We start from the raw sequence: 14366 nt of genomic DNA, 5'->3' as shown, positions 1-14366 counted from the left end.
ACTATAGAAGAACAAGGGTGACAAGGCGCTATCCCCCTTGATTGACCGGCTGTGCAGCTATATCGAATTTGAGTTTATTTTCCTCTCCATCCCAATATAGCTTCGCGTTGAAGGTTTTATCCTTACTCTGGAAGCCTTCAATCACGTCTGTACTTCCTTCTGCCAACAGCTTCTTGATATTTTTCTGTGTTACTGTCTTTCCAAGGATTTGTTTGGAGAGAGTGAAATTGCATTTAGTTTTCTGGTAGTTTGAACAGCCGTAGAACGTCCCTTTGTCCACAACCATGCCATCGCATATTTTACATTTCCCCAGGTTAGTAGTTCGGCGGGATCGCCCGCCCTTTTTCCCCGGCACAAAGGCGTTTGTAAGTTCCTCGGAAAAAGTCCAGCCTGAGGAGCCTTCGGAGGTTTCAGAAACAAGATGTTTAATCATTTTTGATGTCTGCTCAATGAACTGCTTGGGCGAAGCCTCTCCCTGCCCTATTTGATGCAGCCTCTGCTCCCATTTCGCTGTCATTTCCGGTGATGCAAGGACTTGTCCACCAACGGCCGCGACGAGTATTTTTGCTTTTGCAGTTGCATATACGAGGTTTTTGCGGACTTCAATATATGCTCTGTCTTTAAGCATGGTAATGATGCCTGCTCTCGTCGCTTCAGTTCCAAGGCCTTCAGCTTTCATCAAAACCTTTTCAAGTTCCTTGTCCTCAATATGCTTTCCTGCAGTTTTCATTAAGGTAATCAACTGGCCTTCAGTCAGCCTTTTTGGCGGCTGTGTTTTGCTTTCCTTTACCTCTGCTTTCATGACCGTTCCAGTTTCTCCTTGCTGGACAGCAGGCAGCTCTGGCTCTTTGTCTGAGTCTTTTTGCGGAAGAACTTTTTTCCAGCCTTCATCCAGCTGGACTTTTCCCTTGGAAATAAACTCAGCTCGTCCCTCCACGACCGTCTTGATGGTTGTATATTCCGCGATGTATGGACCATAATGGGCTGCAATCAGTGTCCTTGCCAGCAAATCATATAATTTCAGCTCATCCCCGGACAGCCTGCTTAGGTTTGGAACTTGTTCAGTCGGGATGATTGCGTAGTGATCTGTGACTTTTTTTTCATTCACGTAGCGTTTATTATTTTTTATCGATGAATTTGGTAATGGAAAAAGCTGCTGATACTCATGATTAGCCTGCAGTTTATTCAAAATGGCAGAAAAGCCTTCTGCTTCTCCTGGGGTTACATATCTGGAATCAGATCGCGGATAGGATACGATTCCCCTTTGATATAATCCTTGTAAAATGTCCAGAGTCTTTTTTGGCGACATTTTAAAACGGCGATTTGCTTCCGCCTGGATTGCAGAAAGATTAAAAAAAAGCGGCGGCAGGAATTCTTTTTTCTCAGAGGCAACCTCTGCTGCTTCCGCAGTCTTCCCATCGCAAAAAGCAGCAATTTTCTCGGCCATTTCTTTCGTTTTAATCCGTGAATCACCGTCTTTTTCCCATTTTCCGCTGTACTTCTTGCCATTGATATTGAATTTTGCGAGTACTTCCCAAAATGGTTCCGATACGAAATTTTCGATTTCAAGCTCTCTTTTTACAATTAAAGCAAGCGTAGGAGTCTGTACCCTGCCGACAGAGAACACGTCTGAATAGCCTTTCTTTTGAAGAAGAAGAGTGTACAGCCTCGATGCGTTCATGCCGACAACCCAGTCAGCACAAGCACGAGTGTATGCTTCAAAATATAGATTCTTTGTATCTGATTCTTTCAAAAGGTTTTGAAAGCCTTCCTTTATCGCTTTCGGAGTCAGCGAGGAAATCCACAATCTTTTCATTGGCTTCATGCAGTTGGCAAGGCGAAGGATGTTCCTGATGATCAGTTCACCTTCGCGCCCGGCATCGCCTGCATGGATGATTTCAGTGACCTGCGGATCGGTGGCAAGCTTTTTTATGATCTGGAATTGCTTTGCTTTCGATTTGACGACTTCGTACTTGAAATTTTCCGGAATGATCGGCAGTGTATCCAGCGACCATTTTTTCCAGGCTGGATTATATTGCTCGGGTGCAGACAATTCCGTTAAATGGCCGATTGCCCATGAAACGTAAGCACCTTTAGGGAATATTTCATTGGGGAGTATCTCGATGAATCCATCCCTTTTTTTCATTTTGAATACGGAGGCCAGCGTTCTGCCCTGGTCAGGCTTTTCCGCAACAATCAATTTCATAATTTCCTCCTGAAAAACTTTTATATGAACGTGCTGTTTAATCTTCGAACTCTATTTTATCTTTTTTTCGACAAAAGCGTAAAGGACTTTTATTGCTGCTTTCCCCGCCTTCCTGCATTGGCTGTGTACCCTAACCCTTAAAAAAATAACAGGCAGCTGAAATGATCAGCTGCCTAAAAGATTTATTATTCCTCAAATGGCTCGACTATGTTGTTGTCATTAATGTACCATCGATTCCTGTTAACGACTGCCGAGACGGTTAAAATCAGCGAAGGAACTTTTTCGATCCGCACCACGATTGCCCCGACCAGCTGCTGGAAAATCACAAAGGATTCCCCATGGCTGAACCCCGCCCACTGGGGACCCATGATGGCAATGGAACGGATAATTTCTTCCTTTTCTGTTTGCTCAAGTGAAAGATGCGGAGAAAAAATGATAATCCAATCCTCATCACCTATCGAAAAGCGGTACATGCCCTCACCCTTTTAATTCATCATCATTGACTATTAAAAGATATGAACGGCGTCAGCAGATTATACCCCTACAATTGAATCATTAAGCACTCGAGAGATCCTTAACCCGCGATTCAGCCGCAAATCAACAAGTGTATCCCCGGTTTTAATCAATGCTCTTAACGGCTCGAATTGGTCAACCATCAAGATTGTCCCCTCTTCGCCGTCGCTAAGGAGGACACGCCTTCCTACAAGGCTGTCCATGATTCTGTACAGGAAAACGAGCATGATTTTCGGATTGAATTTTCCGAATACATCGTTTTGCATCTGGGAAATAACAATATGGAAAGGCTCTGCCTGGTGATAGACCCTTGAGGATGACATGGCATGGTATACGTCTGCAATTGCAACGATTTTCGCAAGCTCGTCTATCTTTTCGCTGCTCAGGCTGAACGGATAGCCTCCACCATCCTCACGCTCATGGTGCTGAAGAGCAATCAGCGCAACTCTTTCATTTAGTTCTGGAATGTCCTTTAACATCCGGTAGCCATAAGCTGTATGGCGTTTCATTTCAATGTATTCTTCCTGCGTCAGCCTTCCTGGCTTGTTCAGGATGTTGGCAGGGATACGAGCTTTCCCTATATCATGGAGTGTCGCTCCCAAAGTGAGATCATTCAACTCCGATTGGCCCAGATTCATCCATTTCCCTATCAATGTGGAGATGATGCCAACACAGACTGTGTGCCTGTAGGTATACTCATCCTGCGCCTTCAGCTCATAGAAGAGATGGTAGATATGGGGAATTTCAGCCGCCTGCCTGATTACAGGAAGGATGTCATTCTTGATTTCACCAACAGGGACAACTCCTGTCTTTGCAACAATATCGAATATCTCTTCCATTTGCCTGGAAGCCTCATCGATTTTCTTTGATATATCATCAAGCTTTTTATTTACTGCGATCTGTGGTGTGCGGTCCTGAATGGCATTGCCATTCCTGATTGTATCCAATAATGCATCAATTTGATGATCAGTTAAGGACGTGAACGCGGATGGAGTGGTCTTCTTCATTGATACCCTCCTCTTAGCTTATAATAGACTTGTAGTTTAAAATGATTGCTCTCTGATTAAGAAAATAATAACAAATATTTCCGGAAATAGGAACTAAAGAGGAGATAATTTCATTTTATTTTAAATTGACTAAATTTTAAGATTATTTAGTTTGTATGACGCTTACATTCTTGACTGAATCCTTCCCAATATTGTATATTTAAGACATCATTTAATAGATTATAATTGCCATGGCAAAACTGCAGGTGTATCCATTAGATGATAATATTCAACTTGGCACACATTTGTGCCGCGAAAGACATGGGAGGAAAGTTTAACATGCAAAACGGTAAAGTAAAATGGTTCAACAATGAAAAAGGTTTCGGTTTCATCGAAGTAGAAGGCGGAGACGATGTATTCGTCCACTTCTCAGCAATCCAGGGCGATGGTTATAAGTCACTAGAAGAGGGTCAGGAAGTTTCTTTCGAAATCGTTGAAGGAAATCGCGGACCACAAGCTGCTAACGTAGTAAAACTATAATTCAAAAAGTTGAAGGCTGGCGCCTGACGCCAGCCTTTTTTGATTGGTTGATTGTTCTGAGCGTTTTATGGACATTTTGACTTCGAACTTCCAATGAAATGTCCATAAAAATCACTTTCTTAGACATTTTGACCTCGAACTTCCAATGAAATGTCCATTAAACGCTTTTTCTTAGACATTTTGACTTCACTCATCCGCTGAAATGTCCATAAAAATCACTTTCTTAGACATTTTGACTTCACTCATCCGCTGAAATGTCCATTAAAACCACTTTCTTAGACATTTTGACTTCACTCCTCCGTTGAAATGTCCATAAAATTATCTTTCTTGGACATTTCGGCCACTCATTTCCTTTAAAATGTCCTTAAAAGATCTACCATGAAATCGAAACTAAAGTCTTTGTCCGCATTTTTTTATTTTTTCCCCAACGGTGCATTCGTTAATGCAGAACCGGTGGGCATATCTTTTTCCGTTTTCTTGCCGGTGATGCTTTTTCAGGAAGCATCCATTGCAGAATGTATTGAGCAATGTTTCCACCTCGGCAAGGACTTCATTACGCGTCAATCTATTCCCGCCTTTCTCTCCTCGTTATAATATTTGCATTTTGCTATTGATCATTTTACCTTGCAATGCCTGTGTCGCCAGTTTGTCAGCCTCTTTATTTTCCTTCCTGCCTACAGGATTGTATTTCGGATACAATCCCAGTTCCTTGATCTTATTCTCAATCCTGTCGAGCCAGCGGTTCAGGGTTTCTTCATAGCATGGCCACTCACCCTCAAGCTGCTTGAGTACCACTTGCGAATCCCCTTTAATGTCACAGGTCATGTTCCTTACACCCATTTCCTCAAGGATGGTGAGGGCAAAATAAAGAGCAGCGTATTCTGCTTCGTTATTCGTTTCAAGCTCATCGAAGACCTCATTGGCACGCAATCTGTACTTCTTCTTTCCCTGCTTGAAGTAGATTATGGTTCCAAGTCCTGCCTTATGATTAAAATTATCAAATCCACCGTCAAAGTAAACTGTAAGGTCATGAGGTTCTTCTTCTACTTCTTCAAGAAGCTTGCGCATCTCCTTTATCGTCCACGAAGTACCGATTTCATCTATAAAAGATATTTCTCCAGCTTTACCTGATTTCTCTAACTCTTCACCGGCCTGAAGTGCATGCTCACCATCAAGAAAATCTGAGCTGAACAGGATTCGATCTATTCCTTTTACTTTATATTCCCATTCCAATTTATATTTCATGAATTCTCCCCCGCTTTCTAATCTGTTTTTTCGCTCCGCCAAATGGGTTATTTTTAGTTATCTTACCCATTTTCTGAACACGTTACAATGAAAAAGGGACGATGAAACTTTATTGGTGGTAGTATATTTTATAAATTATCGCTCCTCTTATGATACACTAACTATTATCTGTACAAACAAACCGGGAGTGATCTTTGTTGTTCGAAGTTTATATTGATGGCGCAAGTGCTGGCAACCCTGGACCAAGCGGTGCTGGCATTTTTATAAAAGGAGAAGGAGAAGTTTTCAGATACTCCATCCCTCTTGGGGTCATGTCTAACCATGAAGCTGAATATCATGCATTTATAAAAGCATTGGAAATCTGTCTTGAAAAAGGTTTCAGTGTTGTATCATTCAGGACCGATTCGCAGCTCGTAAATGCAGCAGTGGAAAAGGAGTTCGTGAAAAACAAGCTTTATTCCCCCCTGCTAGAAAAAGCATTAATGCTTGCCGGGCAATTTGATTTGTTCTTCATGAAATGGATTCCATCGAGTGAAAATAAAACAGCGGACGACCTGGCAAGAAAGGCTGTAAGGGAGAACAACATGAAAGGAACCGAAGAATAATATGAAAGCATCAACTTTCGCGGATTTAAGCTTGCTTTTCGTAGCCCTCATCTGGGGAGCAACATTTGTGCTTGTACAAAATGCAATATCTTTTCTCGAGCCACAATCCTTCAATGCAGTCCGATTTACCCTGGCAGCAATCTTGTTAGGACTTTGGCTTATGGTTTTTGAAAAAGACCAGCTAAAAAAGCTGGATAAGAAATTGATATTATCCGGGATCATGCTGGGATTCTGGCTTTTCATCGGCTATGCATTCCAGACATTAGGATTGCTGTATACGACTTCATCCAAGGCTGGCTTTATAACTGGATTGAGTGTGGTCCTGGTACCACTGTTAATGCTTGGAATCCTGAAACAGCGGCCGAGCTTGAACTCGATCGCAGGGGTCTCTGCAGCAACTGCTGGCCTTTATCTCTTAACAATGTCGGATGTATCCAGCCTGAATATTGGTGACGGCTTTGTCCTAATATGTGCCGCAGGATTCGCACTGCACATCGTTTTCACAGGAAAGTTCAGCAGCAGTTATCCGACACTCCTTTTGACGATGGTCCAAATCGCAACTGTAGGGGCTCTGTCAGCAATATCAGCTATCCTTTTTGAGGATTGGAAAAGAGCATTCAACCCTGAGGTCATCTTTTCAGCGAATGTCCTGATCGCCCTGCTGGTTACATCCATACTGGCGACTGCTCTGGCGTTTTTTATCCAGACGAATTTCCAGAAACACACAACGGCCACTCGAGTTGCCTTGATTTTTGCAATGGAACCAGTTTTTGCAGCAATTACGGCTTACTTCTGGGCAGATGAGCGCCTAACCTATATTGCCCTTGCCGGCTGTGTATTAATTTTTGCCGGTATGGTTTTCGCGGAATTGCCGTCTGGCAAATTCGAAAGTTTCATTCGTAAAATAATCCCTAAAAAAGAGGCTGATTTCAAAGCATAGCGCTTTGGAACCAGCCTCTCTTTATATTCTAGTTCAGCTTCAGCGCTTGTCGGGGCTGACCCGGCGCTTCCGCTTTTTGTCATACGGCCAAAAGCTCGATTTTTTTAACGTACTGCAACGCTTCTTTGCGGGAATGAATTTTATTAGAAGCAAAGGTTTCCAAGAGCGAAATATAAAAGCTTCCATCAAATCCTTTTTGGGCTTTTAGTGTGATTTCAATGGCTGTATTTGTGAGTTCATCGGTAGAATTTGTATACTGTTGACCGAAATAAATAAAGCCGATGGCGTCCTCACGCAACTGGAACCCTTTGCTTTTCAAATGAAGCAGGTAATCTTCAACTGTCCGCACTGACTGAATCAATCCTCTCTTCAAGCCGTTTCTAGTAAAATTTTACCGCAATATTCGAGCTTTTTCTACCGTTTTTTTGTTAAAAGATATCCAGCAAATCCCATCGCCATGCCAATAAAGGCTCCGCCAAGTACCTCTTTTGGCTGGTGGCCCAGCATTTCTTTCAATGGATCTGGAGACTTTTCTTCAAACTCTACAGGGTCATCCTCATGAATCTTATCCATTAATTCATCAAGATCATTAACTTTTAAAGTCAGTTCTCCTGTTTGTCTCCTTATCCCCTGGGCATCATACATGACAATAATGCCATACACGAGTGACAATGCAAAATCAACCGAACGTACACCTTTAGTAAGAGCAACATATGTTGTTAAAGATGAGACACCAGCTGAATGGGAGCTTGGCATTCCGCCGCTGGCCAAAAATAAATCTGGTTTCCATTCCTGTGTCTTAGCATAATGAAACGGTATTTTTAAAGCCTGAGCAAGGCCAATACTTGAAATTGCAATAACTGCACCTTTATTCATCTTCCGTCACCTCCATGTTATTTTGAAGAAAAATGATTGCTTTTATTCTTGCCCGTTCATAATAAGGATTAAGCTGTAATAAGCAGACAACCTATAAAGGTTAATTCTCATTTCTGAACATTTTTAAACAAAAATTTTTCTGGAGGGATTGCTGAATATGAGCAAAAAGGGAAACAGAGGGACAAAGGCACCCGGGGTAAATCCACAAGGCTATGGACAAGATGCTGAATTGGCTGAAGAACCAAAGTCAAAGCTGGAAAATGCCGCTAAGAAAAAGAATACAAAATAACGAAGTTTGCTGAACGCTAAACCATAAAAAAACGGCTGGTATATTACCAGCCGTTCCCATTAAGCGTGCATTTCGTATTCGAACAGACGGTGCAGCCCTTTGAGTTCAACTTCATTGAACTTGGAAAGAAGCTTTTCCCGGTCAATTTTAAACCTGGCGTCGTCGATCTTGCATTCAACAGGTACATCACATTTGATTTCAGCCAGCTGTCTGCTTAAATGAAGCATATCAAGGTCAGCTTCGATTTTAGCTCGCTGAGATTTTGTCAGTAGATGCAGGTTCGCGATGACACCTTCAACATCCCTATGTTCCTGAAGCAGCTTAATAGCAGTCTTTTCACCAATCCCGCGGACTCCAGGATAGTTATCACTTGGGTCGCCCATGAAGGCTTTTAAATCAATCATCTGTTCAGGCCAGATGCCTTTTTCTGCAAAAAGGCTATGGCGATCGTGGACTTGATAATTGCCGTAGCCCTTCTGGAGCAGGATGACAGAAACCCGGTCGTCAATAAGCTGTAGGATATCCTTATCACCTGTCAGAATCGTAATGGAGTCCACTTCCTTAGCCGTCCTGGCAATCGTCCCTATACAGTCATCAGCTTCATAGCCTCTCAAACCAATGTTTGGTACATCCAGAGCTTCCACTACCTCTTTAACAAGGTCAAACTGCGGCAGCAGCTCAACAGGTGCCTCAGGTCTATTTGCTTTATAATGGTCGAACATTTCTGTACGGAAGGTTTTGCTGCCCATATCCCAGCATACTGCAGTATGGGTAGGCTTGAAATTTGCAACTGCAGTCGCAAAGTGTTTTATGAACCCGTGGATCGCATTTGTTGGGACCCCTTTGGAATTTATCATGAACTGTCCGGAAACAGCTGTTGCATAGAATGCTCTGAAAAGCAAAGCCATCCCGTCAACCAGCATTAGCGAAGTTTTATTATTTTCCAAGCTGGCACCTCCAATGAGAATTTTGAGCCATTGCTTTATTTAAAAAGCTTGATGCCTTAATGTGAAAGTCAACTTTGATATTATAACACAATTATAGGTGTTCCCTTGTATATTCCGAAAATAACCATTCTTCAATCATCTAACCAGACTGAGTCAAAGCGACTTTTCCCCAAAACATCATTCACTTTTGGAAACGGGATTTTCATGATAAGAAACCCAATCGCTGTAGCTTCCTGCATAGAGTCTGACATTCTTGAATCCAGCTTCTTTTAAGGCGATATAATTAGGCGTTGCCGTAACACCTGAGCCGCAATAAACGATGATTGGCTCGCTAAAATCTAGGTCTTTAAATCTCTTTTCCTGCTCGTCCCGAGGCTTAAAAAAACCATTTTCAAAGCCGTCCATCCAAGGTTTATTAATCGCTGTCGGGATATGGCCGGGAATCCGGTCAATTGGCTCCTCGATTCCAAGGTAACGTCTGCTTTCCCGGGAATCAACAAGGATAGCACTCCCATTCCCTTCAAGTGCAATATCTTTCACCTCTTCATAGGAAGCCAGCATATCGTTATTTTCATTTATCGTGTAATTTGTCTTTTGATAATGCGTTACGGATTCCTCAGTCGGATACCCTGCCTTCTTCCACGCGTCGAAGCCTCCGTTCAGGATATAGACTTTCTCATGTCCAACGTATTGAAGAAGCCACCACATCCTTGATGCGAATGCTCCTTCCTTTCCGTCGTAGACAACGATTGTTGTTTCATTATCGATTCCAGCATTCTGAAGCTTCTCTTTAAACTGACTTGTTTCAGGGAGAGGGTGCCTGCCGCCATGCTCCCCGACCGAACCAGAAAGATCTTTTTCCAGGTCGAAATAAACAGCGCCTGGAATATGGCTTTGTTCATATAGAAGCCTGCCCTCATCAGGATTCCCCAGCTTGAATCGGCAATCGACGACTCTTGTATCCTTGTCTCCCAGACGATCATTAAGCCATTTTGAATCAACATGATTTCTCAAGGCATTCACTCCTTCGTTTGTTTTTGGACCATCAATTTTTTTACATGCTCCTTTGGATCCCAGCAGTTGAATTGATAGTGGCTTTTGGTTTCATAGCCCAGCCTTAGGCAATGATATTTCATTTTCCCATCAATTTTTTCAGCCTGAAAATTAACACAAGTAGCACATGCATGAAATCGGTTACTGGTCATCCCTCATACAACCTTTATTGATCGTTTTTTATATTCATCAATGCAGCTTTCACAGTATCGATAGAGAAATTATCATCAAGGGCAGAGGTGATTCCTTCGAAATACTCGGTGATCTGCTCTGAAAAATCCTTTTGGACTTTCTCAAACTCACGATCTAATTCAGGAAGGTAGTGGTCTTTCAGCCTTGCATTCTCTTTTTCAAGATAATCCTCTGCAGGTCCGTGTAAAAGCTTTTCAAGTTCATCTGCCATTAATTTCTTTTCATTTTTCTCAAAGAAGGATTTGGGATTCTTGAACATTCCAAGCGTCTTCTTGAATATCGCATGATCGATGTCCTGGTATGCTGTTTCAAAGTCTACTCCGGTTAATGGACCATTTTCTGTGGCAGAAATAGAAACCGAAGAATTAATTTTCAGCAATTCGGCTGACAAAGCTTCCTGGAACTCTTTCAATATCCGTAAAATAAACGCCTCGGCCCTTAATGAGGTGGCCCTCATTTCCTGAGCCAGGTCATATCCAATGCTCTCAATCAATTCATCAAGCGCTGTTTCAAGAGCCTTCTTCATATTGCGCCCATCGTCCTTCAAAAGCGCTGGATTGAAGGCCTCCCTAAAGAATTCCCCAAACCTGATGAAGACACGCTGGCGAATATAATATGTCAATTCATCGCTTTCTTGGACAAGACGATCCTTAAGCACTGCCGGTTGCTTCTCGGATAAAACGCTCAGCATTTCTTCTTTTTGTGATAATAGCTTCCTCCGCCTATCAGTCCTTGCAGCCTTGTCTTCTTCTGCCGACCTAATCATTTCCTCGATCACATTGACAGCCTGACGCCATTTTGCCTCTGCAGACTCAACAGCCATATTCATAAGGTCATTGGCAATGAATGAATAAAATGCCTTTTCAAATCGATTAAAAAGCTGGTCTCCACCAGTCTCTTGATCCAACTTAGCATTTAAGCCATTCAAACTTGAAACTGGGAACAGATGAGGCTTCCTGATGCCATATTGGACAAGCTGGTCTTTCACATATTCTAATACGGCTGACTGCTCTTCCTCCGAATTCGCCAAATCAACGGCATTGACAATGAAAAACATTTTATCAAGCTCAAAGGTATCCTTGACCCTGCCCAGCTGGATCAGGAACTCCCTATCCGCTTTTGAGAAGGCATGATTATAGTAGGTTACGAATAAAATAGCATCCGAATTCTTGATATAATCGAAGGCAACTCCTGTATGGCGGGCATTGATTGAATCGGCACCAGGCGTATCAACCAAAGTGATCCCCTCTCTTGTAAGTTCGCAATCATAATAGACCTCTATCCATTCAACAAAACAAGATTTTTCCTCTTCAGCAACATAGCCTCGGAATGATTCAAGATCAACAAAAAGCTTCTCGCCGAAACTATTTTTAAAATCACTGAATCCTTTGGCAAAAGCCTGGAGAAATGAGTAATGCGTTTTTTCTGCGGCACTGTAACCGCTATCCTCGGAATTAAGACTATTGATTTGATCGATCGCTCGTTCGAAATCAGTCGTGTTCTTGCCGAATAATCCCAGAGAGCGGTCCAGTTCTTTCAGTAATTCACTGGCACTTTTTATTTTGACAATGACCGTTCCGTGAGGATTCTCATTTGTCACCGGTTTAATTTTATTGATGGCAGCAGTTGTCGGATTTGGTGATACCGGCAAAATCCGTTCCCCTACCAGAGCATTTGCGAAAGAGGACTTCCCAGCGCTGAATGCCCCGAACAAGGCAACAGTAAATTCTCTTTCCTTTAACCTTGAGGCTTTATCCTTTAATTCACGGGCGATTTTTTTCAAGCCAGGTATATTCTCGATCTGTTCAGATGTAAAATTCATTTTTCTTACCAGCTTCTGTTGTTTCTCATGAAATTGTGCAATCTCAATCCCGCCTTGCTCGACAGGAGCTTCCTGTACTAAAGGATCGGTCACTTCCTTCGCAGTGTTTGAGGAGGCAATATCATCAGTTACGATCACTTCTGGCTCGTCTTCGGCAGCCTTAAAAATCAGATACGCTTCCTCTTGATATTCTGTCGGTTGACCATACAGAATTTCTGATACGAACCTGCGTTGCTCGGCCAGGTTTTCCAGAATGACATTCAATGCCTTCCACGCTGAGAAAAGCTTCGCGAGTTGTTCTTCTTTCTTGAGAATTTCATTTATCTCCTCATCATCCTGACCTTTTACATAGCCGATGAACTTTTCCTTGATGGGCTCCAGCTTTCTTCTTGCAAGATTCTTCAATGCTTCCGCCACGTCGTTAGTATAATTGAGAACATAGTCTCCTGAAAGTCTTGCACCAGACTTGACGGCTCCAGATAGCAGCTCGGTTTGGAACTCAATCTTAAAGCTATTGGCTGATGTCTGCAGCTCGGTCTGCGAAAGATTATGTTTCTTGAACAGCTCGGATAAAAAGTTCTTGATATGCCAGTCGAGCTGGGATTGAACTTTATCCTCGAGGTCTCGATAGAAACTGTCGAGTCTTGCTGTTCGTTCCTGTTCCGTTTTTTGTTTTGAAAATAGCAAACCCACTTTAAAGTCTGGCTGCCTTGACTGAAGATAAGCCTCCGCCAGCTCCCTTGTCTGGAATGGCATTAGATAGGCGCTTTTTAGAATATCATTGAGTCCATCCCGGAATTCACGTTCAGGATCCCGTTCACCCTGGATTTTTTCAATATTCATCCTTAAATTATCCAGTTCATATGACAGCTGTTGCCTTTCACTGTCCGAAAGCCCTTCGAGGATTGTTTCAAATTGATCGATTTCTTCAGAGACATTCTGATGAAGATGCGCCAAATGATCCTCGGTCAATTTTTCCATCGACTTAAAAATCGAAACTGGCAGTATTTCTTTTCTCTTGTTCTTCCGCTCCATGATAAACGAAAGGAGTATCTGAAATTGATTATGTGGCGATTCAGGGGCTTTCAGCGATGTATAAAAAATCCCCGCATGTTTTACTCCCCAGTCAGCAAAAGAATTTTCAACACTCGTCTTGAACTGCTCAAAAGACAATTCTGCATCCTGGTGCTTGTCGACCTGGTTGATAATCAAATATAGTTCTTTTCCTGCATCTGTTAATTCCTTCGTAAAAAGGAAATTCAGTTCAGATTGGACATGGTTATAATCCATCACATAAAACACGATATCTGAAAGATGGAGCGCCGATTCAGTGGCAATCCGATGGGCATCATCAGTGGAATCGATCCCAGGTGTGTCCATGATGACGGCCTGTTCCAGAAACTCCGCACCATTATGGCTGATTTCGATAGCCTGGATTTGCTCGCCATCCTTGCAGTAAGTTTTGACAGTTTCATAATCATATGGTGCCGGATATAAGCGTGAGCCGCCGTCTTTGAAGATGACCTTTGCATATTCAGTACCTGACTTAATCCGTACCAGGTTCGCACTGGTCGGAATTGGGCTTGAGGGCAGGATATTGTCGCCGATCAGCCTGTTGATCATGCTCGACTTCCCTGCAGAAAAGTGTCCGCAAAAAGCAATTGAAAATTCCTCCTCAACTGCTTTCCTTCCCAATTCCTTTACTTTTTCAGCTGTATCGTCATCGTGATTTGAATTCATTAAATTATATAAAGATAAAATCTTTCCAAGAAGCTTATGATCTTGCTGTGCAATAGTCTGGCCCATTCCTCTAACCCCTTGTGACAAAATTGTGAATAACTTTATTTTATATGATTTTTCGGTCTTTTCCTATAATTACATTTTCGCCTCTTAGAAAAAGTAAAACAAATACATTAATCAACCTAGAAAAGCACTGACAAATGGACAAAAAGAAAAAGCCCGAACTTAGTCCGGGCTTTCATCTAATTGAGAATCTGTTTTTTAATGTGGTTTTAGTACATTGCTCAATACATATTTCATAAGTAAGGAGTAAGCTGCTATGGTAGAAACAACTAACATGGAAACCATTGGTACGACACCATCCTTAAGGTTCTTTTTTAACTGAGAATAATTTTCATCTCAAGGAAAGTGT

The 14366-nt window shown here is 42.3% G+C and carries 14 protein-coding genes; 4 read left to right on the top strand and 10 right to left on the bottom strand.

Annotation, left to right across the window (positions count from 1 at the left end):
- Positions 1-28: 28 nt before the first annotated feature.
- The 3 genes from J7E35_RS15125 to J7E35_RS15115 form a co-directional block, all read right to left on the bottom strand.
- A complete protein-coding gene (locus J7E35_RS15125; RefSeq protein WP_214781075.1) occupies positions 29-2206 on the bottom strand; it encodes a DNA topoisomerase III in 2178 nt (725 codons plus the stop codon).
- 185 nt (positions 2207-2391) lie between these two features.
- Positions 2392-2679 (bottom strand): hypothetical protein, encoded by a 288-nt coding sequence (locus tag J7E35_RS15120; RefSeq protein WP_214736983.1) that lies wholly within the window; start codon positions 2677-2679, stop codon positions 2392-2394.
- A gap of 60 nt (positions 2680-2739) precedes the next feature.
- Entirely contained in the window at positions 2740-3726 is a 987-nt protein-coding gene (locus J7E35_RS15115) for an HD-GYP domain-containing protein (RefSeq protein ID WP_214781073.1), read from the bottom strand.
- Between the two features lie 318 nt (positions 3727-4044).
- Between J7E35_RS15115 and cspD the strand changes: the two genes are divergently transcribed.
- Complete coding sequence (gene cspD, locus J7E35_RS15110) at positions 4045-4245, top strand: cold-shock protein CspD (RefSeq protein ID WP_023627628.1); 201 nt, start codon at positions 4045-4047, stop codon at positions 4243-4245.
- A 390-nt stretch (positions 4246-4635) separates the two neighbouring features.
- On the opposite strand, the gene J7E35_RS15105 is transcribed toward cspD, so the two are convergent.
- Together J7E35_RS15105 and J7E35_RS15100 are read right to left on the bottom strand one after the other, a co-directional pair.
- A complete protein-coding gene (locus J7E35_RS15105; protein ID WP_214736987.1) occupies positions 4636-4809 on the bottom strand; it encodes a zinc-finger domain-containing protein in 174 nt (57 codons plus the stop codon).
- A gap of 24 nt (positions 4810-4833) precedes the next feature.
- The gene (locus tag J7E35_RS15100; protein WP_214736988.1) at positions 4834-5490 is read right to left on the bottom strand and encodes a reverse transcriptase-like protein; all 657 of its coding nucleotides are present in this window, start codon (positions 5488-5490) and stop codon (positions 4834-4836) included.
- Positions 5491-5687: 197 nt separating this feature from the next.
- Between J7E35_RS15100 and J7E35_RS15095 the strand changes: the two genes are divergently transcribed.
- Both J7E35_RS15095 and J7E35_RS15090 read left to right on the top strand, forming a co-directional pair.
- On the top strand, positions 5688-6095 hold the full coding sequence (locus tag J7E35_RS15095) for a reverse transcriptase-like protein (RefSeq protein ID WP_214736990.1): 408 nt from the start codon (positions 5688-5690) through the stop codon (positions 6093-6095).
- Position 6096: 1 nt separating this feature from the next.
- Entirely contained in the window at positions 6097-7035 is a 939-nt protein-coding gene (locus tag J7E35_RS15090) for a DMT family transporter (protein ID WP_214736992.1), read from the top strand.
- Between the two features lie 79 nt (positions 7036-7114).
- On the opposite strand, the gene J7E35_RS15085 is transcribed toward J7E35_RS15090, so the two are convergent.
- Positions 7115-7396, bottom strand: a complete 282-nt coding sequence (locus tag J7E35_RS15085) for a DUF6123 family protein (protein WP_251027647.1) — start codon at positions 7394-7396, stop codon at positions 7115-7117.
- 53 nt (positions 7397-7449) lie between these two features.
- Positions 7450-7911, bottom strand: a complete 462-nt coding sequence (locus J7E35_RS15080; RefSeq protein WP_214736996.1) for a divergent PAP2 family protein — start codon at positions 7909-7911, stop codon at positions 7450-7452.
- Between the two features lie 157 nt (positions 7912-8068).
- Here J7E35_RS15080 and sspL point away from each other — a divergent pair, with 157 nt between their 5' ends.
- Positions 8069-8200, top strand: coding sequence for a small, acid-soluble spore protein L (sspL, locus tag J7E35_RS15075; RefSeq protein WP_214736998.1), 132 nt, complete (start codon positions 8069-8071; stop codon positions 8198-8200).
- 59 nt (positions 8201-8259) lie between these two features.
- Here the strand turns inward: sspL and J7E35_RS15070 are convergent, their stop codons facing one another.
- The 3 genes from J7E35_RS15070 to J7E35_RS15060 form a co-directional block, all read right to left on the bottom strand.
- Positions 8260-9123: a 5'-3' exonuclease gene (locus J7E35_RS15070; RefSeq protein WP_285289121.1), complete on the bottom strand. Its 864-nt coding sequence runs from the start codon at positions 9121-9123 to the stop codon at positions 8260-8262.
- Positions 9124-9324: 201 nt separating this feature from the next.
- Entirely contained in the window at positions 9325-10161 is an 837-nt protein-coding gene (locus J7E35_RS15065; RefSeq protein ID WP_214781071.1) for a sulfurtransferase, read from the bottom strand.
- Between the two features lie 205 nt (positions 10162-10366).
- The gene (locus tag J7E35_RS15060; protein ID WP_214781069.1) at positions 10367-14020 is read right to left on the bottom strand and encodes a dynamin family protein; all 3654 of its coding nucleotides are present in this window, start codon (positions 14018-14020) and stop codon (positions 10367-10369) included.
- Between the last annotated feature and the right edge of the window lie 346 nt (positions 14021-14366).

This window comes from Bacillus sp. ISL-45, assembly GCF_018613195.1.
Taxonomy (GTDB): Bacteria; Bacillota; Bacilli; order Bacillales; family Cytobacillaceae; genus Mesobacillus.
This window is presented reverse-complemented; position numbering and strand designations above follow the sequence as displayed.